General features: G+C 33.3%; 18 protein-coding genes. 8 read left to right on the top strand and 10 right to left on the bottom strand.

Annotated features, from left to right (window positions below):
• Positions 1-97 precede the first annotated feature (97 nt).
• Complete coding sequence (locus HYN56_RS16515; RefSeq protein WP_109193187.1) at positions 98-1,093, top strand: SDR family NAD(P)-dependent oxidoreductase; 996 nt, start codon at positions 98-100, stop codon at positions 1,091-1,093.
• Positions 1,094-1,122: 29 nt separating this feature from the next.
• Positions 1,123-1,941, top strand: coding sequence for a helix-turn-helix domain-containing protein (locus HYN56_RS16510; protein WP_109193186.1), 819 nt, complete (start codon positions 1,123-1,125; stop codon positions 1,939-1,941).
• Positions 1,942-2,015: 74 nt separating this feature from the next.
• Here HYN56_RS16510 and HYN56_RS16505 read toward each other — a convergent pair whose 3' ends face one another.
• Positions 2,016-3,041 carry an NAD(P)-dependent alcohol dehydrogenase gene (locus HYN56_RS16505; RefSeq protein WP_205727619.1) on the bottom strand — a complete coding sequence of 342 codons (1,026 nt, stop codon included), beginning with the start codon at positions 3,039-3,041 and terminating at the stop codon, positions 2,016-2,018.
• Between the two features lie 273 nt (positions 3,042-3,314).
• On the opposite strand from HYN56_RS16505, the gene HYN56_RS16500 reads away from it, so the two are divergent.
• A complete protein-coding gene (locus tag HYN56_RS16500; RefSeq protein WP_109193185.1) occupies positions 3,315-4,109 on the top strand; it encodes a polysaccharide lyase in 795 nt (264 codons plus the stop codon).
• A gap of 119 nt (positions 4,110-4,228) precedes the next feature.
• Here HYN56_RS16500 and HYN56_RS16495 read toward each other — a convergent pair whose 3' ends face one another.
• The 5 genes from HYN56_RS16495 to HYN56_RS16475 are packed head-to-tail and all read right to left on the bottom strand — an operon-like array spanning position 4,229 to position 10,888.
• The gene (locus HYN56_RS16495; RefSeq protein WP_109193184.1) at positions 4,229-5,128 is read right to left on the bottom strand and encodes a thiopeptide-type bacteriocin biosynthesis protein; all 900 of its coding nucleotides are present in this window, start codon (positions 5,126-5,128) and stop codon (positions 4,229-4,231) included.
• Positions 5,129-5,139: 11 nt separating this feature from the next.
• Positions 5,140-7,356 (bottom strand): lantibiotic dehydratase family protein, encoded by a 2,217-nt coding sequence (locus HYN56_RS16490; protein ID WP_109193183.1) that lies wholly within the window; start codon positions 7,354-7,356, stop codon positions 5,140-5,142.
• On the bottom strand, positions 7,349-8,554 hold the full coding sequence (locus tag HYN56_RS16485; protein WP_109193182.1) for a lanthionine synthetase LanC family protein: 1,206 nt from the start codon (positions 8,552-8,554) through the stop codon (positions 7,349-7,351). The genes HYN56_RS16490 and HYN56_RS16485 overlap by 8 nt, the downstream gene beginning before the upstream one ends.
• A gap of 3 nt (positions 8,555-8,557) precedes the next feature.
• Positions 8,558-10,600 carry a S41 family peptidase gene (locus HYN56_RS16480; protein ID WP_109193181.1) on the bottom strand — a complete coding sequence of 681 codons (2,043 nt, stop codon included), beginning with the start codon at positions 10,598-10,600 and terminating at the stop codon, positions 8,558-8,560.
• A gap of 51 nt (positions 10,601-10,651) precedes the next feature.
• A complete protein-coding gene (locus tag HYN56_RS16475; protein ID WP_109193180.1) occupies positions 10,652-10,888 on the bottom strand; it encodes a hypothetical protein in 237 nt (78 codons plus the stop codon).
• A gap of 396 nt (positions 10,889-11,284) precedes the next feature.
• Here HYN56_RS16475 and HYN56_RS16470 point away from each other — a divergent pair, with 396 nt between their 5' ends.
• On the top strand, positions 11,285-11,635 hold the full coding sequence (locus tag HYN56_RS16470) for a helix-turn-helix domain-containing protein (RefSeq protein WP_109193179.1): 351 nt from the start codon (positions 11,285-11,287) through the stop codon (positions 11,633-11,635).
• Between the two features lie 21 nt (positions 11,636-11,656).
• Here the strand turns inward: HYN56_RS16470 and HYN56_RS16465 are convergent, their stop codons facing one another.
• Positions 11,657-12,322: a GNAT family N-acetyltransferase gene (locus tag HYN56_RS16465; RefSeq protein ID WP_394336246.1), complete on the bottom strand. Its 666-nt coding sequence runs from the start codon at positions 12,320-12,322 to the stop codon at positions 11,657-11,659.
• A gap of 531 nt (positions 12,323-12,853) precedes the next feature.
• Here HYN56_RS16465 and HYN56_RS16460 point away from each other — a divergent pair.
• Positions 12,854-14,071: a DUF763 domain-containing protein gene (locus HYN56_RS16460; protein WP_109193178.1), complete on the top strand. Its 1,218-nt coding sequence runs from the start codon at positions 12,854-12,856 to the stop codon at positions 14,069-14,071.
• Positions 14,072-14,080: 9 nt separating this feature from the next.
• On the opposite strand, the gene HYN56_RS16455 is transcribed toward HYN56_RS16460, so the two are convergent.
• Positions 14,081-15,478 (bottom strand): MFS transporter, encoded by a 1,398-nt coding sequence (locus tag HYN56_RS16455; protein ID WP_109193177.1) that lies wholly within the window; start codon positions 15,476-15,478, stop codon positions 14,081-14,083.
• 181 nt (positions 15,479-15,659) lie between these two features.
• Between HYN56_RS16455 and HYN56_RS16450 the strand changes: the two genes are divergently transcribed.
• Entirely contained in the window at positions 15,660-16,292 is a 633-nt protein-coding gene (locus HYN56_RS16450; protein WP_109193176.1) for a DNA-3-methyladenine glycosylase, read from the top strand.
• 39 nt (positions 16,293-16,331) lie between these two features.
• Here the strand turns inward: HYN56_RS16450 and HYN56_RS16445 are convergent, their stop codons facing one another.
• Complete coding sequence (locus HYN56_RS16445) at positions 16,332-17,354, bottom strand: LLM class flavin-dependent oxidoreductase (protein WP_109193175.1); 1,023 nt, start codon at positions 17,352-17,354, stop codon at positions 16,332-16,334.
• A 138-nt stretch (positions 17,355-17,492) separates the two neighbouring features.
• Here HYN56_RS16445 and HYN56_RS16440 point away from each other — a divergent pair, with 138 nt between their 5' ends.
• Both HYN56_RS16440 and HYN56_RS16435 read left to right on the top strand, forming a co-directional pair.
• Positions 17,493-18,494, top strand: coding sequence for a hypothetical protein (locus HYN56_RS16440; protein WP_109193174.1), 1,002 nt, complete (start codon positions 17,493-17,495; stop codon positions 18,492-18,494).
• A 46-nt stretch (positions 18,495-18,540) separates the two neighbouring features.
• Positions 18,541-18,996: a VOC family protein gene (locus HYN56_RS16435; protein WP_109193173.1), complete on the top strand. Its 456-nt coding sequence runs from the start codon at positions 18,541-18,543 to the stop codon at positions 18,994-18,996.
• A 112-nt stretch (positions 18,997-19,108) separates the two neighbouring features.
• On the opposite strand, the gene HYN56_RS16430 is transcribed toward HYN56_RS16435, so the two are convergent.
• On the bottom strand, positions 19,109-21,898 hold the full coding sequence (locus tag HYN56_RS16430; RefSeq protein WP_109194837.1) for a M16 family metallopeptidase: 2,790 nt from the start codon (positions 21,896-21,898) through the stop codon (positions 19,109-19,111).
• Positions 21,899-21,918 lie beyond the last annotated feature (20 nt).

Here is a 21,918-nt window from a genome sequence, read left to right as displayed (position 1 = left end):
CGGACGTTTAAACAAAGTTTATTAGGACGTTTAAACAAAGTTGGCATCTTTCATTCCCTCTAATTTTGTTTCATCAAATAATTTAAAAATTAAAAAAATGGAACAGAATAATTATTATGGGGCATTACAACAGCCGACAAATTCAGGATTTAATGCCAAATCAACGACCAATGAAGTAATTAAGGGAATTGATCTTACCGGAAAAACTGCAATTGTAACAGGAGGAAATACAGGCATTGGTCTGGAAACAGTTAGAACACTGTCAGAAGCTGGCGCAACTGTAATTGTACCGGCAAGAGATGTTGAAAAAGCGAAGAGAAATCTAAACGGAATTCCCAATATTATCATAGAAGAAATGGATTTAATGAATCCTGATTCTATTGATTCTTTTGCTCAAAAATTTATGCAATCAAACCAACTACTACATTTACTCATTAATAATGCCGGTATCATGTGGGTTCCGTTACGAAGAGATGATCGTGGGTTTGAATCACAATTGGCTACTAATTATCTGGCTTTGTTTCAGCTTACAGCTAAATTATGGCCGGCACTAAAAAAAGCAAACGGAGCAAGAGTCGTAAATGTCTCGTCGGGCGGGCATCAGTTTTCTGATTTTAATTTTGAAGATCCTAACTTCTTAAACCGCGAGTATGAAACTTTACTGGGTTATGGTCAATCCAAAACAGCCGTTAATCTTTTCTCTATGGAATTTGATAATCGTGCAAAAGATTTTAATGTTCGAAGCTATTCTTTATGCCCCGGAGCTGTTGGTGAAACAGAATTAGCAAGAGAAGCACCAATCGATTTATTTCAGAAATTAGGTTATTGTGATGCTGAAGGAAATATATTTCCTGAAGTTGCTGCGTCGTTAAAAACGATTCCGCAAGGTGCCGCCACAACAGTTTGGGCTGCTACAAGTAAACTGCTTAATAATATTGGCGGTGTTTATTGCGAAAACGTGGATATTGCTTCCTTAAGTCCGAATACGGCAATAATTGGGGGCATTAAGCCTTATTCGCTTGACGAAAAAAAGGCAAAACGTTTATGGGAATTAAGTGAACAGATGACAGGAATCCAATTCGATCTTAACTAATATTTGTATCTTTATACCACACAAGCATTATGGACTATCAGGTAAATTACATAAATCCCGAAATTAAACTTTCAAATTATACCGGAAAGCTTTTTAAGACAGAAGCAGCATTTACTGATCATTTACTTGTGTGGTTAATTTCCGGTGAAACCAAAATTATTCAGGCAGACGAAAGCTTTGTATTTGGTCCCGGAAGTACTTTTTTGATTCCGAGAAATCAACTGGCAACCATTATCAATATTCCAAAAGACGGGTTGCCACATAAAGCGGTGGCTATGCATTTGTCAGCCGAAAGACTTAGAGCATTTTACAATCAGGAAAGTATTAAACAAAAAAATACGGTTTCAAAAATTTTCAGTTTTCATAAACATCCATTGCTGGAAAGCTGTCTGGCTTCACTTATTCCTTATTTTGAAATGCAGGAGAACTTTCCTGAAAATATTGCATCATTGAAAATTACAGAAGCCATTACAATCCTTTCAGCAATTGATAAAGATATTGGCTCTATTTTAGCCAACTTCGATGAACCTTATAAAATTGATCTAATCAGTTTTATGGAAAAGAATTTTATGTTCAATATGTCTTTAGAAAAATTCGGATATTTAACTGGCCGAAGCCTGACTACTTTTAAAAGGGATTTTCATAAAGCTTTTAGTATTACACCTCAACGTTGGTTAACTAAAAAAAGATTGGAATTAGCTTATTATCAGCTTACCGAAAAAAATAAAAAACCTGTTGAAGTATATTATGAAACAGGATTTGAGAATTTATCACACTTTTCTTTTGCATTTAAAAAACAATTTGGATTTTCTCCGACAACATTACAAAAGATAAAAACTAATTCTTGAGAAAAGAATCAGTCAATTAAAAAAGGTGCCGCTTATAATGGCACCTTCTTCTATTTATAGCAGTTTTATTTAATTTAAGGAACTAATACAGCTCGGCCTTTAATTTGTCCGTGGCGCATTCTGTCATAAACTTCATTTGCTTGTTCCAGGTCAAATTTCTCAATTTCGATATGTATTTTTTTCTGTCTTGCCAGACCAACAACTTCCATTAATTCAGTACGGGATCCCCAATACGGATTGGTCATGGTTACTCCAAAAGGAAGTCCGTTCATACTGTATTGGTAATATCCTCCGCCAAGACCTACTATGGTGAGATCTCCGTCCATTCCAACTACTTTTGTACCCAATTCAATTGTTGGAGTTGCACCTACGAAATCCAAAATAACTTTAGCTTTTTTAAGTCCTGTAATTTTTAAAATTTGTTCAGCAGCATCCGGATCTTTAGAATTCACAGTATGAGCTGCACCTAATTCTTTGGCGAAAGCCAATTTCTCATCTGTTACATCACAGGCAATTATTGCAGCACCGGATGTTTCTCTTAAAATCTGTATGGCAACGTGTCCAAGTCCGCCTACTCCAATTACCACAACATATTCATCGGGCATAAGTTTAGGGAGAGATCTTTTTATAGCAGAATATGGTGTGAGCGCTGCATCAGTTAATGGAGCGGCAATAACAGGATCCAGATCAAAAATTGGAACTAATAATCTTGAAGACGGAACCAACATATACTCTGCCATACCGCCATTAAGTCCAAGTCCGCCGCCATAGCCCAATTCACTTTGGTGGTCACAATAATTTTCTTTTGATTGCTGACACGGTTTGCAATGTCCGCATCCCCAAGGTCCGTAAACTAAGACCGCATCCCCTTTTTTATAATCTTTTACTGTGTCTCCCACAGCTTCAATCCATCCGGCATTTTCATGTCCGAGAGTAAACACAAGATTTCCAATAGTTCCTTCATCAATAATGTGTAAATCAGAGTGGCAGACACCTGCTCCACCTATTTTTAGTAAAACCTCATCACCTTTGGGAACCGGTTTTTCTAAATCATTCACTACTCTTACATCTTTATGTCCAAAATAACGTACTGCTTTCATAATTATATATTTTAATAACATACAATTTACGCCAAAATGGTGGATTTATAAAGGATGTATCTTTTAAACTTATGTTAATAATCGTTTTTTGATTCCTAATACTATCCCTCAAAAAAATATACTCAAAATATATAGGCTGGATTTTTATGTACGTAAAAACGGACTTTATTTCTCCTGTTCTAAATAATTAATAATCAATTTTACGATGTAAATAACGTAACCACTAATTGTTATTTACTAACTATCAATTTATTAACCTTAAAATTTCAAAAAATGAAAAGAATCTTCAAATTAACAAGCCTACTATTTATGTCAGCTTTAATGTTGAATGCTTGTGAAAAGGAACATGAGTTAAACGAACCACAAAGCGTTAACAAAGAGCAACAACAAAATGTCGATAAAGACGCTGCACAAAATGTTAACAAAGATGCTGTTGCGGGCAGTATTACAGCAAAAGGAAGTACCGGAGCCAGAACCATTACATTACAAACCAATACACTATCTTGTCCGGGCGGTTTGTGTACATCGTATGGTGTTTGGTCGGGTAATCTTTATACCGTTTGGTTTCAGATGAGATTTAATTCTGGATTTTACTGGAGCCGAGGCGGCAAATGTGGATATGGTATCTTAATTGGCGACCAGAATACAGGCGGTGATCCGGGTTGGGACGGTAATGGTGGCAGTGCCAGATTTATGTGGTATTGTCCAAATGGATCAAACAGTGCAAAAGGAAGCGGCGCTTATCTTCAGCCATATGTATATTACAGAGATCAGCCGGGACAATATGGTAACGATTTTGGAAAAAAATATTACATACAGGAAAACGTAACTTACAACTGTCAGATATCTGTTAAGCTAAATACTGGTTCAAATACTGATGGCTATGTGAAGTATTACGTAAATGGTACAGAAATACTGAACGAGAAAATTCGCTGGGTAACTAATGATGCTAAACGAAATGTAAATGCTGTGAGTTTGCATACTTTCCGTGGTGGAAGTCAGGAATACTGGAAAGCTCCTGTTACAAGTTCAATTTATTATCCAAGTGCTTCATGGGATGCTTTGTAAAATTGATATAACTTAATCGAAAACGCTAAAACTTAGGTTTTAGCGTTTTTTTTACTTTTGCTTTATTGGATATAGCAGTCTTCAAAATAGTTTATATTTTGTATTTTTACTCTATTCTTTTAAGGTTTTGAGTATATCTTTTCGCTCTTCACATTCTTTCCCGAATGAACACAAAATGAATAAAAATTATAAAGAAAATCGTAACAGACAAGCTCATGCCTACGGTTATATGATTTAAACAATCTATTCATTGACATATGAATATAAGTCATATACAGCAATTCATTTTCCAGACTTGATTTTACTGATATTATATCTGAAATATTGTTTATTGTCAGTTTTATACTATCATTGTATTTTATTAATGTTTTATTAATAGAATTATCTGATTCTGAATCATTGACTTGATCAAAAAAATGCTTTATTTTATTTTTTTCTTTTCTATATCTTTCACTGATTTGTTTTTTGAGCATCTTTGAAGTAGTAAACTCATTATGAAAATTATCTTTTAATTTTTTCATAAATCTAAATTTTTCCTCCATAGTAAGTGAAAATACCTCCAAATGATTATCAATTAAAACTAAAGCAAGAAGCCACCGTAATTCTTCATCCTTCGTCTGATTTATGTTTTTTATAAAATCAGTTATCAGTAGACTTTCATGAAAAAATAATTCTTCGCTCAATAGTATCGTTTCCTCAGCGTACCGCTCTAATTCCCGTTTATAAGTATCTAACTGTATATTCCAAATAGTTCCTTTATCTATTTCTTCTTTCAGAGGATTATGAAGAAAAGAAATCACCTTAAAATAATCTTCCTTTTTAGTACATTCAAAACGAACTCTCAAATGATAATCAGGATCACTATACCTTACAAAAAACCATTTATCAATAATTTTTTCAGTAATCAAAAAATCAGCTGCTGGTCTAATAATATCTATTAGTATCTTCTCAGATGTTTGGTAACCAGTATAGATTTTAAAGTATACCCAACTATCACCAGTTATAAAATCTCTCTGCATAACCGTTGCTTTTAACTTTGGTCCTTGTAAAGTCCAATTATTATTTCATTTGTAAATTTCTCTTTATTTCTGCGTACTATACTGTCTTTTTTATACAAAAATTCACTAATCTGAAAACTTTCTTTGCTTTTAACTATATTTAAAAGTATTTTAATGGAATTTATATTCTCGAGATTTACTAGAATTTTACTATTTCCCTCATTTAGCAGAACAAATTTTGGAAGATTAAACTTCGTTCTCAGTTTCTTTACATAATTAAACACAGCCTCATCATTATTCTCCATATCAAATGTTTCTTCTATATGTTCTTTTTTAATAAGCCACGATGCTTCATGCAATATTATCTCCTCATATTCTATTCTGGGTATAAAATCAAAAATAGTGTGAAGAGGATTTAAATCTAAATTTACGCCGTAACGTGTATCCTGATTTTTAAAATCTGACAAAAAATGATAAATAGGTAACGAATTAGCTGCATAATTATGAGCAGTAGTTAGTCTTGGAAAAATAAATCTATTGGTTCGCCTACATCTTAGTACCAAACTATCATCTTTAACCGAAACCATCAAATCTTCTATTTTAATTTGCTTTTCCGTCTCTTTAATAGATCTAGCGAGATAAGGAATCTCAAACTCTCTAAAGTCAGGACGCATCAAAACGTTGCCAACTCGTGATTCAGGCAGATGAACTACCTCGGCAATAGTATATTCCTTTTTTAAATTCGATTCAACCTTAATCACTTCTTTAACATAACTCTCTAGTTCATCACCCAAGTGAGAAAAGCGTCCAAGCATATCAGCTGCACCAAGAGAAGCTCCATGTCCTAACTTAATTTTTGAGATTCCGTCTTCATAAATTACTTCAACACAAAAAGAAACAGTGTCAGCAAAATCATTCCAGTCCACTTCGAGATCGTTAAAATCATTTTTAGTTAATTTAATAATATTTTGCTCATTATTAACTTTTTGAATCAGGGTTACAAAATAAAGTTGAATATTTGTCCAATTTACATTGCCTTTATTTTGTTTTTTGAAAAAACTAAGGTTATCAAGTAGAGGATTTATATCAGCATTAAAACCATTTTGAACGTATCCAATTCCTATTTCATTATCCAGAGCATGAGTAAGGTTAACCTCACGATCACCATATCTTCTAATGAAAGCATGTTTGAATTGTGACAAAGTACTGTTTTCATGAACAGGTGTAAGCTTATTTAAGATTGTAAAAGCCTTAAATATACTTTTGATTACTTTCGTATCAAGAGTATTCCGAACTGGTTTAAGCAGAAAATCTGTTTGTAAAAGATTCTCATCTCCTATAGGATTACCAATAAAATCTTCAATAAGTTTCTTTAAATCCTGATAACTTTTGATATCATTAAAAAACTTACGATCGAGTCTGTTTAATGATAATCTTATTTGTCTTAATTTCTCAGTGGTAAATTCAGCTTTATCCATTTTTTCTAAAACTGATAAAATCTGTTTTAGCATATCTGGACCTGAAATACTAGGCTCTAGTTCGCTAAAAAGCAGCTGATTTTTGATAAGTTCTTCTATAAACTCTGTAGCTTGATTTTTCTCTGCACCATATTTACAAAGTATTAGCACTAAATCATTAAGTAAGACACCCTCAGTAGCTCTATTTATGATTTCATCCAGATAGTTGGTACAATCTACTTCCGAAATTTGATGAAGACGTTTATTATTTAGATAATTATACTCAATATAACGGATTTTATTACCAACCCTATAAATACTATTATTAGGAAAGTACTTTAATTCTCTTTTAATATCATGAATTACAGCTATTTTTTGTGAAAGCCAAACAAGATAATTCATATCTAAACGAGTTGTGCGACCATTAAATTGCGGCTCATTAAATTCAATTTCAGAAATGTCTTCAAATTTTCCTACTGCCACACCAGCAAAAAGTCCGAAAGGAGTGCATCTACTGCACATTCTCGATATATATTTAAGAAGTGATTCTTTAAGCTTCTCCACTTTTTTCTGTGGCATATCCAAGCCACCAAGCCATTTTTCCATCTCTTTATATAAGGGAACACTTGCTAAAAAAATAGCTTCTTTAACAACTGAAGAATTACAAAGTTTTTTCAGTTCATCATTATTTATCTCAAAATCTCTTGTAAGTTTTTCAAACTCTGTAAAAGACAGTAAAGGAGCTCTAAGTATATAACTTGGAAAATTTTTATAAGGAAATTTATTATTCATACTGATGAAGCATTAAGGAGCTTTCCCATTGATTTAAATCTGATATACAACTAATTATAGCAAGTCCAATTCCTGCCATGCCATTTAAAACTGAAATTTTATCATCTCCAAAAGCAACTGAATGCACTTCTGTAATCTTGTCTTTATTCTCCCACAATTGAATACCAAAACGTAGCCAATAATCACGAGCTTCTAAAAAAGTTAAATCAAGAGTATTCCTAAAAGCATTGTTAAACATCAATGCAACTCCAAACGCTCCATGACAAACTGTTGCATCTAAAATCAGGGTTTTATCATAACTTCTTCTTGAAGCACAATGCTTCAATACAGATTTTGCCTGTAGATTGAGATTTTTATCATTTATAATTTTAGAGTAGTAAAGTAATTGTAAACCTATTCCAAGATCGCCATAACACCATGCCAATCTGCTATTCTTAGAATAGTCAGCACTTCCAAATGGTACTAAACTAGCAAAATAGGAATCTGATAATGCTATATCATTCATTTGTTTTATTAACGCTGTTACAGCTTTTTTTAACAGTTTTTCAGACTTTTCTTTAAAATCTTCAAATCCTGAAAGTCTTAACAAAATCCCTATAATACTTGCTACTCCATGAGCCAGCCCTAAGTTATAATTTTGCCCTCCTTTATTATCATGATCTTTAGTGAGCCATATAATCCCCCCGTTATGCACAACAGAATTTTCTTCAAGAAAATGAATAAAATCGATAATGTAAGATTTATAAAAATGGTCGTTTACTGAATCTGAAACTTTAAAACGTTCGAGAAAATAAAGTGCATATCCAGTTGCACCGTGAAGATAGTCATAGTTAGCAATCTTAATATCTTCAAGCATACAATTGTAAAGATAAGGTTCGAAATCTTTAAGATTAATTCCTTTCAGGTCAATTAAATTCTGCTCGCTAAGATGTTGCAGCATCCACGTAAAACCAGCTATTCCTCCGCAGTAAGTAGGATATCCATAACCATTGTTAATTTTCTGTATACAGTATCCTATTATATCTATTCCTGTAGTATTATCAGAATTATCGTTTGTATATGCTGAGTAATAAAACTGAAATAATGCTGCTCCTGAAAGCCCCGATAAAATACCAAGATGCTCTACCTCAATGTATTCTTTATTAATATGATTATTTACCGATTGAAGAATTTTATGTAATTCATTATTAATATCCACCTTCTAATTATTATATTTTATATACAAAAGAGCACGTTCTAAAATCTCATCTTTATTTTGCATAATCCCCTTTTTTGTTGGAAAAACTTTAATATCAGGTATGATACCTATTCGCTGTGTTGGACCGTAATTTGGATAGTATACACCTATTCCTGACATCATGGTATAAATATTTCCAGGTAGAATAATTTTTGAGACATCTCCATCTGCACCTGCTGTCTGGCTACCTATAATTTTTACATTAGGAATTACCTGAAAGGCCATAACTGTAAACTCCGCATTACTTTGCGTCTGCTCATCTATCAACACTACAACCTTACCTTTATAATAATCAGGGTTTTCATGCCCAGTTGAAGCAGTATTTTTGAACCTAAACTGCCCTAGATTCTGAAGATCCGTAGCTGTAAACTGTGCAAATTCTTTTCTAGCCGGAAGTAAAAGTTCTGATGCAGTATATACTATATTATCACTTGGATAACATCTAAAATCAAAAATCAATCCTTTTTTATTCTTGTATTTTTTAATAATTTCTGTAATTTCATTCCTTTTAAGACTTGCTGGATATATGTATCCCACATCTTCAGCAAGCTCCATGTGCGAAGGTTTATTATCAACAAAATATTTTATACTTCCCGTTTTAACCTTTACCTCATAAATCTCATTTTTCCTTTTAAAACGTATTATAACATTATCCTTGTTGGTGCATAAAAGTTTTCTCAATACATCTCTGTTTTCGGATGCACCATTCGAAGCAATAGTGTATTTTTTAATACGGGCAATTCTATTAATAATATCTTCATTATCAAATGCAATAACCTCATCCCCTAACTTAACTCCGTCAACACCTCTAAAATTAGAAACAACAACCTGATTTTCAATAAATTTAATTTCAATAGGTGCTTCGTATAAACCAAAATATTCATCTATACATTTCCCTAGATCATATAGAGCGGCATGTGAGTCTCCTGTTTCTTTAAATAATTCAATGAGTAACAACTTATAAGACAGCTCATCATCAGCAGCTAAAAATTTTGGTATATATTTACTCAAAATCCCTTTCCAGCCAGAATCTGTCATATCTTTATAAGGAAAAAGATATTCTATACATGCCCAATATCTAAATAAAGCTATAAGTTTAAGACCATCATCGTTAAATTTCATATTAGGAAATACTACCTCATTTTCAAATATCGGATTCAAACTAAATTTCATAAAGTCTAAATAGTAATGTGATCCCAAATATGGAGGAGTGTTCATTAAACTTTCTTTCCATTTTTCTAAATCATATTCAAAACTATCATTATCTATAAAGGCTAGCTTCTCAAGAAGTTCATAATCAAAATTATAGTTTCCCTGAGCAACGTAAGGACTTTTATATTTTAAAAATCCCCACAAAATCCCCAACTTCTCAAGATTATCAATCTGTTTCTTTGAAGGGCTGTCAAGATAAAAATTAGATCCATTGCTAAACCTTGTATCATTATCAGGGTTATTGAGTGATAAAACTTTCTCTGAATAATCAAGTATACTTTCTCCATCAATAAGAACATTGAAATTATCAAACCATACTTTACCCGTTCCTGATATTATGCCTCCCACATATACTGCATCTGCACCATTATGCAAAGGCTTGGTAATTTTATACTTTTTCCAATCTGTAGTTCCTGTTACTGGACTAAGAGACATGTTATCAAACTCTATTGCATCATTATTCTTATCAATTCTTAAAAGCAGACCTACTTGTCCTATAACATTTTTAGTCTTGATAAATCCTTCCAATGTTATTTCCTTACCTTTTAAATAAGTCGGTAACGAATAAGCTACAGAACCAAACTTAGTTTTATCTGTTGATGTAATAGAAATAGAGTATCTACCAGAAATTTTATTAACAGTATCAACAGCGCAAGACAAACTACCCCATTCAAACCAATCTTGAGGCATTCCTTCTAAAGTAAGTTTTTCAAAATCTAGATTATATTCCGAATTTATCTCTTGTGACCTTAATAAACTTGATATGGCAAATATCAAATAAAAAATTTTCTTCATAATACAAATATGAACTGGTGTAAACACCAGTTCATAAAATATTAAAATTAATTAAGCGACAGTACATTCCATAGTTGGACCGATCGGACTACACCCAACAACGGTAACATTCTGACAATATCGATCATTGGTCATGTTGATAATACAAAGTTTAGGATGAGTATGACAACCTGGAAATAAGTAAGTCAAACCATCTTCCACACCTCCTTCAACAGTTTCCATTTGAAGTTTTGAAATTGCCTGTTTACTTAAAGCAAAAGATTCTAAAGTTTTTTTCTCTTTTTTCATAATATTTACATTTTTTGTTGATAAAATACAATATGAATACTTAAAATAAAAAATAAAGAGTCTTAAGTACTAAATCACAATTCAATATTTATGAGTCTTTATTTTAAGTGAATTATAACTTTTCCAGTTGTAGACTGTAATTATGTCTTAAAAATACTTTCCAAAAAAAAATAATCCAAATCTTATAATTCATATAAAGATTAATCCTGAAAACAATTAAACAGTTAGTCAGAATTTAACTTTATATGTAGTTAGAGTAACAAAACTATTAAAATTGTAAGCTTTATATTACTCTTTATGCGGGTATTTTTACCCAGAAAAAAAATATTATAAAATGAGTATATTAATCTGAATCAGTCCTCTATTAATTATATTATAACTTTAATTTTATAAACTATGAATATAGATGTAGGCATAAAACTTAAAAAACTACGAAAAAGCAAAGGACTATCACAAGAAGAAATAGCTGATTATCTTGATATCTCCCAGTCTGCTTATGCAAGAATGGAAAGTGGTGAAAATCATTCTTGGGCATCTCACATTCTTAAAATTTCAGAAATCTTTAAAATTGAACCGAAAGAGCTCTTAGAAAATGAAAACTTAAATTCTGAAATAACTCTAATAGAAAAATTATCTAATGCGATTTTAACTCAACTATCAAAAAAAATAACTGAGCAATATGAAGAACGCATTAAAGAGCAAAAAAAAACAATTAAAGAATTAAGAAAACAATTAAAAAAATTATAAGGATGATTAAATCAAAAAAATTCAGACTGTATCCATTTTTTGTTCAGAATCATAAAGCATAGCGGTACACAAACAATTTTTTCTTTCTTTACTTTTTAGTATCGAACAATTTATACATGAATTACAACTTTCCCAGAACAATTCATCTGAAGGTAATTCTGAAAACGTAACAGGTTCAAATCCTAATTCATGATTCATTTTCATTACAGCAAGTCCGGAAGTTAAACTGAATATTTTAGCATTTGGATACTTTTCCCGACTCAGTTCAAATATTTTGTTTTTGATTTTTTTTGCAAGACCGGTATGACGAAATTCAGGCGCAATAATAAGTCCTGAATTTGAAACAAACTGTCCGTCTTTCCATGAAGAAATAAACGAAAAACCGGCCCATCTACCATCAGAAGCAAATGCAATAACGGCTTCCCCCTTGTTCATTTTAGTTTCGAGCAGTTCCGGGGAACGTTTCGAAATACCTGTTCCTCTCGCAATCGCGGATGATAAGGTTACTTCGCATATTTCTCTTATCCAGAAACTATGTACAGATCGGGCTTTTTCGATAGTAAAATCAATCGGAGTTGTTTTTTCTTCAACAGCTGAAAGTATGATATGATTTTGAGGTAAAACAGAAAAAAAGCTTTTTTTACTCAGGTTTATATCAGGATTTATTACGGGGTTTATAATTTTCATAATGATTTTATCTAAACTTTGTTAGTTCCGTTTTCTTTGTATCACCATTCTCATTTTAAACAATTTGTGATATCAGTAAAATGGCAATAAAAAAGACTATACTAAATACCATTACATTTATCACCTTGTCTTTATTCTTTCCGGATTTTGTTGATACATATTGCTTCGTAATTTCTCTGCTTCTTGTTTTATTTGTTTTCATATTATTTTTTAGCGTATTAATTTCCATTCACTTAAGCCAAAATACATGCCAAAAGCCTAAAAACACGCACAACAAACTAGCTACCAATAACTTAAACAATAATCCAATTTTATTGATGCTCTAATTACCTATCAAAATGAGAAGAAGGTTTTTCAAAATGAGAAGTTTATGCTATTTATTAATAAAAATACTTACTAACAATATTTTGAATATTATAGGACAAAATTGCCTGCATTAATTATAATTTATATGCTTTATCAAACTTACAATCCCATTTCAATTCAAATGGGATTTTTTTTTACTTAATTTTGTAGAAACACAACAATCACATGAAGCGTTCCGGTACAGCAGATCTTCCTTTACATTATGGACAAGTTCCGCTCTGGCTTTCTGAGCGAATGTCTAAACTTGGTTTGGCTATTGTGGAAACAATTGCTTTGGAATTTTCTACATCCGAAGTAATCAGCAAGCTAAGTAATCCTTTCTGGTTTCAGAGTTTTGGTGCGGTTATGGGAATGGACTGGCACTCTTCCGGAATTACAACATCTGTACTTGGAGCATTAAAAAAATCTGTTAATCCGCATTCAAAAGAACTTGGAATTTACATTTGCGGCGGTAAAGGCAAAAATTCTCTTTTAACTCCCCAGGAACTTTTATTTGTGGGAGACAAAACCGGTCTGGACGGAAATAATCTTGCAAACTGCAGCAAATTAACCGCTAAAGTAGACAACACAGCCATTCAGGACGGATTTCAATTGTATCAGCATAATTTTATTGTAGATAACAAAGGCCAATGGGCAGTGATACAACAGGGAATGAATCCTCACTCCAAAACAGCCCGAAGATATCATTGGCATTCGCAGGATTTGAAATCATTTATCAATGAACCTCATACTTTTATTTATGGAGAAAATCAAGGTAAGATCTTAAATCTTACCGCTCAGGCTGCTGAAAAATCACGGGAAGGTATTTTAGAATTAGTAAAAGAATCTCCTTTTAAAATTATAAAAGAAATGCAGCATCTTACTATGCCAGCTCATCATGATGTGAGACTGGAAGATGTTAATATGAAAAGGCTCGGTGCCATGCTGTGGACAACTCACGAAAATAAACCTGAGGATTTCGAAGAATTGCTGCTTTTAAAAGGAATGGGACCAAGAGCGCTACAGTCTTTAGCATTAGTAAGTGAAGTCATTTACGGTACTCCTACCCGATTTGAAGATCCTGCACGTTTCTCCTTTGCGCACGGAGGAAAAGACGGACATCCGTTTCCGGTTCCTGTAAAAATCTATGATGAAACTATTGATACTTTACAACGTGCTATCAACCGTGCCAAAATTGGGAACTCTGATAAAATCGATGCCATTAAAAAGCTATCCGAAATCTCAAGAAAAGCAGAACAAAGCTTTACACCTAACACTAATCTTGATGCCTTAATTGAGAAAGAAAGAGCGGAATCTTATAAATACGGAGGAAGGACCGTTTTTGGAGATGCCAAACCGCCTAAAAATAAACCGAACAATCCAAATCAGCTGGAGTTATTTTAATTCATAAAATTACATATAACCTGCTCCATCCGTTTTACTTAATCTGGAGAAAGTGATACTGGACAAAATGGTAAAAACAGCAAGAACTATAAAAGTATACTGAAAGGCTTTTGCTGTATTTAGTTCAAATATTCCGGACTGAAATAAAGACAATACTAAACTTGCCACAGAAACTCCAAAACTTACTGATAATTGCTGCATGATAACCAGCATTGTATTTCCTCCACTAGCCGTATCCTGATCCAGATCAGATAATGTTATGGTGTTCATGGCCGACATTTGAATGGATGTAAAAGCGCCATAAAAAACCATAAGTATAATATAATAAGGCAACGGTGTTTCTTTGGTAACAAAGCCTAAGACTATCAATATTAATCCCAGCATTATAGTATTACTGATTAAAACGGTTCTGTAGCCAAAGAATTTTATAATACTTACCATAAAAGGTTTAACTGCCACGTTGGACAAAGCAGACGGAAGCAAAAGCAAACCGGATACCGAAGCTGAATAACCAAAACTGGTTTGCAGCATTAAAGGCAATAATAAGGGCAATCCGCCAATTCCAAGTCTTGTTATCAAACTTCCTTTTAAACCTATTTTCAACGTTCGGATATTTAGAAGCCTTAAATCTATAATAGGTTTTTCGGTTCTTTTATAATGGATATAATAGAAAAGTGATAATAAACCGGAAAGAAAAAGTAATCCTAAAATGACCATCATATGAGTTCTTCCACTTGCGATGAGTTCGAGAACCATTGTAATGAATATTAGGGCTAAACTAAAATATACCAATCCTCTAAAATCAAATCTTCCAACTGCATGTTTAAAATTGGGCATAATTTTATAGGCCATAGAAATTCCAATAAGACCAATTGGAACGTTCACTAAAAAGATCCAGTGCCAGGACAAATTATCGGAAAGAAATCCGCCCAGGCTTGGCCCCGCCACCATTCCTAAAAGCCCAAAAACAGTAATAAAGTTCATAGTTTTTAAAAGTTCGCTTTTTGGATATTGATACAAAATAGCCAGCCTTGCAATTGGAACCATCATGGATGCTCCAATAGCTTGTAAGACACGAGCCAAATTAAAACTTTGCAAATCAACAGACAAAGCACAAAACAAAGAACCTGTTACAAATAAAAAAACCGCAATCATAAACATGGTTCGGGTGCCAAATTTATCTGCCAGCCAGCCCGACAACGGTATGAACATCGCGAGTGTTAATGTGTAAGTAACAATTACAGAATGCATTTCTGTTGGAGAGTATCCCATATCTTTTGCTATAGAAGGCAAAGAAGTATTGAGAATAGTTCCATCCAAAGACTGAATAAACATAGCTATTGCAGTAACCCAGGGTAAAAGATGTACGGCATTTTGTTCTTTTTTTTCTTCTGTTTTCTCCAACATATTTGTTTTTTCTGCAATATCTTAAAATGTCAATAAAAAGCTTTATCTGTTTTTTAAAGCTCTTTTGATTGAATTAAGTTAAATTTAAACATTCTCATTTAAATTATTAGCCTTTTTAAAAGTCAATTTCATTCAAATGCTATCTTTACTCTCTAAATTTAATTAAATTTCTAATTTTACAATGATAGAAAATCTGCAAAAATCCCCTTATAAATTGCCTTTTTCCTATTATCTAAATCCAGATGTACTTTTTCTGGCCAAAGATCTTTTAGGAAAACTTCTTTATACTCAAATTGACGGAAAAATAACAAGCGGTATTATTGTAGAAACGGAAGCTTATTTTGGTATACAGGACAAAGCTTCTCATGCATACGGCGGCAGACGAACGAACCGGACTGAAACCATGTATACTAATGGTGGGGTTTCTTATGTTTATTTATGTTATGGCATTCATTACCTTTTCAATATTGTAACTTCTGTTGAAGGTGAACCGCATGCTATTTTAATAAGAGCAATTGAGCCTTTTGAAGGTAAAGAAATTATGGAAGAAAGGAGAAATATGTCTTCTTCAAAAGTTGCTATTTCAGCTGGTCCCGGTTCCGCAGCAAAGGCTTTGGGAATTGATTCTTCTTTTAATAAAAAAGATTTAACAGGAGACGAAATCTGGATTGAAGATCATGGTATTCGATATGATGAAGAAGAAATTGGTGCCACTCCGCGTGTTGGTGTTGCGTATGCCCAGGAAGATGCGCTTTTACCGTGGCGCTTTTTTATTAAAGGAAATAAATATGTTAGTAAACCCAATAAAATATAAAAGACGATTATAAAAATCGTCTTTTATATTTTTAAAAACTTAACGCCAACCAAGTTCCGGTGCAATATATTTTAAGATAGAAGACAATATATGAACATTATACTCTACTCCCAAAGTATTTGGAATTGTAAGCAATAACGTGTCTGCTTCCTGAATTGCCTCATCCTCGGCCAACTGTTTTATTAGTGTTTCCGGTTCCGCTGCGTATCCTCTTCCAAAGATAGCACGTTTATCACTTTCGATATAACCAAAACTATCAGCTGCTTTGCCCTGATCTCCAAAATAGAATTTATCCTGATCATTGACTAAGGCAAATATGGATCGGCTTACAGAAACTCTGGCTTCTCGATCATGTCCGGCTTTTTTCCAGGCTTCTTTATACAATCTGATTTGTTCTGCCTGCTGAATGTGGAATGGTTTTCCGTTTTCGTCAAACTTCAAAGTAGAACTTTGCAGGTGCATTCCGTTTTCTGCAGCCCAAATAGCAGTTGCATTTGATGCTGCACCCCACCAGATACGCTCTCGCAATCCTTCTGAATGTGGTTCAAGACGCAATAAACCCGGTGGATTTGGAAACATTGGATACGGATTGGGTTCTGCAAATCCTTCTCCGCTCAGTTTATCCAAAAATTCCAAAGCTTTTTTACGTCCCATATCGGCGTCAGTTTCTCCCTCTTCCGGTTTATATCCAAAATATCCCCAGCCGTCTATAACTTGTTCCGGCGATCCTCTGCTGATTCCTAATTGCAAACGTCCTTCTGAAATGATGTCGGCTGCACCGGCATCTTCTACCATGTATAAAGGATTCTCGTAACGCATATCGATTACTCCTGTTCCAATCTCAATTTTCTCTGTTTTGGCACCAATCGCCGAAAGTAAAGGAAATGGTGATGCTAATTGTCGTGCAAAATGATGCACACGAAAATAGGCGCCATCTATCCCGATTTCTTCTGCGGCAACAGCTAAATCTATAGATTGAAGCAATGTATCACTTGCTGTACGAGCCTTATAGGAAGGATGATTGGCCCAATGTCCAAACGATAAAAATCCTATTTTTTTCATAGATTACACTTCTTGTTATTTTATTATCCCAAATATACGCATCATTATTGAGTGCATTTATTAAGGATTTAATATTTATGTGTTTTAGAATAAAAAATAAATTTTATCTTCGTTTATAACCTAAAACTTAAAGATTAATTGAGCACTTTTAATACCAGACTAACCGTATTTTTTTTCGTTCTAATCACTTTTTATTCTTGTAAAAAAGATGAAAAAACAATTCATAAAGAAAACGAACATCAAAATACCAAAATAGCAACTGATGATCCAATTGTCACTTTATTCACTTTTAGCAATGAAAACAATACTGAAGTAATTAAAATATCTGCTAATGGAGCGGGTGATGAAGATAAATTTAGTCTTGGTGCGGATAAAATCACAATAATTGTTTCAAAATATAAAAACCTGAAAATTGTTCAACAGGATACTTTACTGATAAGTGAATTTAATTACATCAACGTTGATCCTCATTTTTTAAGAAAAAAAATCCAGGGCACAGATTATTTCTTATTTGCATTAAAAGAATCTCCTATGGGTAACGGAGATCCCTCATCATATCTAAGCTATATTATGATTAATACCAATAATTTAAATTTTTACAAATTAGGATATATTGGAGAGTATACTTTAAGATCCGGTGATTTTATTGATGGTGATTTTACAAAAGATAAAATCCTGGAATCTAATACGAAAGTCTATACTGAATTATATCAGTTTGCGTCTAAAAGCAAATGGATATACAAGCCAGCAGAAAAAGAAAAGGACATTAACTATTATAAAAATTTTGAACAAAAATGGTATAAAGATAATACTCATGAAGATGGAGAAACTTCAGCTTCCTTTACTATTACAAGTACTTATTACACTGAAGATCTCTTTAAATTTAATGGTCTTTACGATGACGACCAAGTAATTGAAAATGCCGATTTTAAAATTGTTTCCTATTTTCGCCATAACATTATTGCATATGACAAGAATAAAAGTTTGTACTTTCCTGTTATTGTAGAATCCTGTGCCCATGGATGTGGTAAGGATATAAAATTTGTATCTGAAAATGAAATAGAAATTGTATACGAGATGAACACACAAAAAGCCGACACGCTTGATTTGCATAACATCAAATTTACAAATCCCCAATAAGTCTATATCTTATTCCAAATTATACACCACTATATTTAAATTATAAATGGACTTAAAATTTAGTCATATCGATATTTTAGTAAAAGATCTTCAAACTGCCTGCGATTATTATTCCAAAATACTCAAGGCAGAAATCTCAAAAAAGTTTGTCTGGCAAAGAGACGATCTTCATGTGACGTATGTCGTTGTAAAAATTGGACAGGAAAAATTCATGCTTGTACAACCTTTTACGGGAAATCTCAAAAATCTTCTGGACAGCAAAGGCGAAGGAACTATTTACCGTCATTGCTATTCAACTCCGGACATAGAAGCAGTTTATGACGAATTAACGGATTCCGGTCTTCAGCCGGAAGATGAAAATGGAAATCCTTTATCCAAAGAACAACTCAATTCTCCAAGTGGTGTACGAATCATCTGGTTACCCAAACGTTTCGGAGAATTTTCAATTGAAATACTGGAAGAATCGGGGCTGGAGGATTTTATGAATGAAGCTTTTTTTTAAGTATTCAGTGTTCAGGTTTTTAGTGTTCAGTTCTGTCAAACTTTGTCAAAGTTGTTTTTTTCAAACTGATCACTAAAAACCTGTACACTGAACACTAAAGACCACTGAACATTTATTTCAAAGGATTCCCACTTTGGTCAAGAGAACCTGATTTAATAATGATCATTTTATCCAGCTTAACATACTTTTTAATCGCATCATTTACCTGCTGTAAAGTGGCTTTTTCAATGTCTTTTGGATATTGGTCAATATAATTTGGTTCTAAACCTCTTTCGATAAAATTTAAAATCGTTCTTGCCATTCCGCTAGTGGTTGACATTCCGACTTTAAAACTTCCAATTAAATTGGTTTTCTTGTTTTCCAGTTCTTCTTTTGTAATTCCGTCTTTAACCCATTTATTCACCTGAACCATTGTAGCGTCAAGACCTTTTTGGAATAAATTAGGATTGAAAGAAGCGTTTACATACCAGTAACCTCCCGTTTCAATATTTCCTCCAATTCCCGATGAAATATTATAAGTCAATCCATCGTTATCACGGACAGTCTGCATTAAACGTCCTGCAAATCCGGCTCCCAATGTGTAGTTTCCAATGTAGAACGGAATATAATCTACATCGGCTCTTTTTAAACCTGTAAATTGTCCTATGAATAATTCGGCACTTGGTTTCTCCGGAATGGTCACTACTTCTGCTTTTGAATTTGATTTTGAAGCTTCTTCAAATTTTAACTTTTCTGATACTCCGCCATTCCAGTTTTTGAATGATTTTTTTAAAGATGAATTTAGATTCGCTCCGTCTGTATCTCCCACAATAACCAATCGCATTGATGCAGTACCAAAATATTTTTTATGGAAAGCTTTTACTTCCTCTAAAGTCGCTTTTTTGATATTTTCGATATTTTCTTCAACGCTTAAACTGTAATTCGGATTGTTTTTTGGATAAATAGACTGAGATAAAGCGATACCTCCCCTTTCTCCCGGATCATTTAAACTCTGTTGTGTATTCCCAATAAACTGCTGCTTTAAATTTTCGAATTCTTTAGCATCAAACAAAGGAGTTCTCAATTCTTCAGCCAATAAAGCAATAACCTGATCCAGATCTTTTTTCAAACACTTAAACCCGATATTTACTTTGAAAGTCGAAGCATTTACATTTAAAGTCACTCCTAATTTCTGTAGTTTTTCTGAGAATTTAAACTTATCATTCAACGTTGTTCCTTTTGAAAGCATCGAAGCTGTCAAAGCTGGAATAATATCATTTTTAGTCTCACTTGCATAATTTCCTAATGAAATACTCGCTGCAACAGTCACAAAATCTTTAGCTGAAGTTTTTACAGAAACCACATCAATTCCCGAAACTTTTTCTCTTTGATAAGCTGAAGCTGTTTTCTCGATTACGGTATCATCAAAAGCAGTTTTCATTGTATTTTTTTGTTCTGATGAAATAGTTGAAGCTGTTTCTTCGCCTGTATGTTCCACTTTTGGATGTCTGTAATAAAACGGGGCGTTTTCAGGAATAAAGTTGTTTGCTTTTGCAGTATCCTGATTTTGATTTCCAGACTGTTTCGGAATAAAATAACCTGTTGTGCTCTGATCTTCCACCAGATATTTATTGGCAACACAAAGCACATCTGCAGGGGTTACTTTTTTCAAACGTTCAACACCCGTTACATAATCTGTCCAGTCGCCGGAGGCAATAGCTTCATTTAATTCTGATGCAATTACACCTGAACCATCACGGGCTAAAACAGTCTGTGCACTTATATTGGCTACTACTCTGTTTACCTCATCCTGAGTTACACCCTCTTTTTGGATTTTAGCCACCACCTCGCTGATTTTAGCATCAATATCTTCGTGTTTTGAACTCGCTGGAAATCCTACGCCTATAGTAAATAATCCTACTTCTTTAAAGTTTGTCGCATTGGCATAAGCGTAAATTCCCATTTGAGTATCCACAAATGTTTTATTCAAAATTGAGGAAGCTCCGGAACTAATAATTTCTGCTAAAATATTCAAGGCAGGCATATCTTCATTTAGTGCGCCTGGAATTTTATAAGCTTTATTTACAACGCCCAATTCACCAGGCTTTCTAACCACAATTTTACGCGGACCATATTGTTGAGGTTCTTCTGTATAAGGCTGAGGCATTACGTGAGGCGCTTTTGTGATTTTTCCAAAATACTTTTCAATCAGTTCAAAAACGTTGTCTTTTTTAAAATCTCCAATAATGGTTAAAGTTGCATTATCTGGCCAGTAATAGGTATTATAGAAATTCTTTAAAACTTCAATTGGTGCTTTTTCAATATCCGATTTCCATCCGATTGTGGAATGATGATAAGGATGTGCAATATATGCCGAAGCCCAGATTTCCTTGTCTAATAAACTGTTTGGGTTGTTTTCTCCTCTTTCAAATTCGTTGCGCACCACCGTCATTTCGGCTTCTTTATCTTCTTTTAATAATAAAGAATTTCGCATTCTGTCAGCTTCGATCTGCAATGCCAGTTCGATTTTATCGCTTGGCAGTGTTTCAAAATAGTTCGTACGATCGTACCAGGTTGTGGCGTTTAATTGTGCTCCTGTATTTTGTAAAACATCGGTAATTGTATTTCCGTTCTTTTTGTTGAAAGTTGGTGTTCCTTTGAACATTAAATGCTCCAAAAGATGCGTTGATCCTGTATTTCCTAAAACTTCGTGTTTAGAACCTACACGGTAAACAATCTGCACTGTTGCAACTGGCGAAGCGTTGTCCTGCAAAAGCAAAACGCTCATGCCGTTTGGCTGGTACAAATATTCCTCTATTCCGCCTAATTCTTTTATTTTCTTAAAATTAACTGCTGTGTTCTGTGCAGAAACAAGTGTACAGAATAACAATAAGTAGCAGCCCAGAAGGATGGATTTTTTCATTTTTAATTGATATTTTTTAG

The organism is Flavobacterium crocinum (assembly GCF_003122385.1).
Taxonomy (GTDB): Bacteria; Bacteroidota; Bacteroidia; order Flavobacteriales; family Flavobacteriaceae; genus Flavobacterium; species Flavobacterium crocinum.
Note: the sequence above shows the minus strand (reverse complement) of the source record. Positions and strands in the feature narration are given on the sequence as shown.

What these genes read in the sequence shown, in the direction of transcription:
- HYN56_RS16515 (WP_109193187.1), top strand. Translation starts at nt 98, where the DNA reads ATGGAACAGAATAATTATTATGGGGCATTACAACAGCCGACAAATTCA.
- HYN56_RS16510 (WP_109193186.1), top strand. Translation starts at nt 1,123, where the DNA reads ATGGACTATCAGGTAAATTACATAAATCCCGAAATTAAACTTTCAAAT.
- HYN56_RS16505 (WP_205727619.1), bottom strand. Translation starts at nt 3,041, where the DNA reads ATGAAAGCAGTACGTTATTTTGGACATAAAGATGTAAGAGTAGTGAAT.
- HYN56_RS16500 (WP_109193185.1), top strand. Translation starts at nt 3,315, where the DNA reads ATGAAAAGAATCTTCAAATTAACAAGCCTACTATTTATGTCAGCTTTA.
- HYN56_RS16495 (WP_109193184.1), bottom strand. Translation starts at nt 5,128, where the DNA reads ATGCAGAGAGATTTTATAACTGGTGATAGTTGGGTATACTTTAAAATC.
- HYN56_RS16490 (WP_109193183.1), bottom strand. Translation starts at nt 7,356, where the DNA reads ATGAATAATAAATTTCCTTATAAAAATTTTCCAAGTTATATACTTAGA.
- HYN56_RS16480 (WP_109193181.1), bottom strand. Translation starts at nt 10,600, where the DNA reads ATGAAGAAAATTTTTTATTTGATATTTGCCATATCAAGTTTATTAAGG.
- HYN56_RS16475 (WP_109193180.1), bottom strand. Translation starts at nt 10,888, where the DNA reads ATGAAAAAAGAGAAAAAAACTTTAGAATCTTTTGCTTTAAGTAAACAG.
- HYN56_RS16470 (WP_109193179.1), top strand. Translation starts at nt 11,285, where the DNA reads ATGAATATAGATGTAGGCATAAAACTTAAAAAACTACGAAAAAGCAAA.
- HYN56_RS16465 (WP_394336246.1), bottom strand. Translation starts at nt 12,322, where the DNA reads ATGAAAATTATAAACCCCGTAATAAATCCTGATATAAACCTGAGTAAA.
- HYN56_RS16460 (WP_109193178.1), top strand. Translation starts at nt 12,854, where the DNA reads ATGAAGCGTTCCGGTACAGCAGATCTTCCTTTACATTATGGACAAGTT.
- HYN56_RS16455 (WP_109193177.1), bottom strand. Translation starts at nt 15,478, where the DNA reads ATGTTGGAGAAAACAGAAGAAAAAAAAGAACAAAATGCCGTACATCTT.
- HYN56_RS16450 (WP_109193176.1), top strand. Translation starts at nt 15,660, where the DNA reads ATGATAGAAAATCTGCAAAAATCCCCTTATAAATTGCCTTTTTCCTAT.
- HYN56_RS16445 (WP_109193175.1), bottom strand. Translation starts at nt 17,354, where the DNA reads ATGAAAAAAATAGGATTTTTATCGTTTGGACATTGGGCCAATCATCCT.
- HYN56_RS16435 (WP_109193173.1), top strand. Translation starts at nt 18,541, where the DNA reads ATGGACTTAAAATTTAGTCATATCGATATTTTAGTAAAAGATCTTCAA.
- HYN56_RS16430 (WP_109194837.1), bottom strand. Translation starts at nt 21,898, where the DNA reads ATGAAAAAATCCATCCTTCTGGGCTGCTACTTATTGTTATTCTGTACA.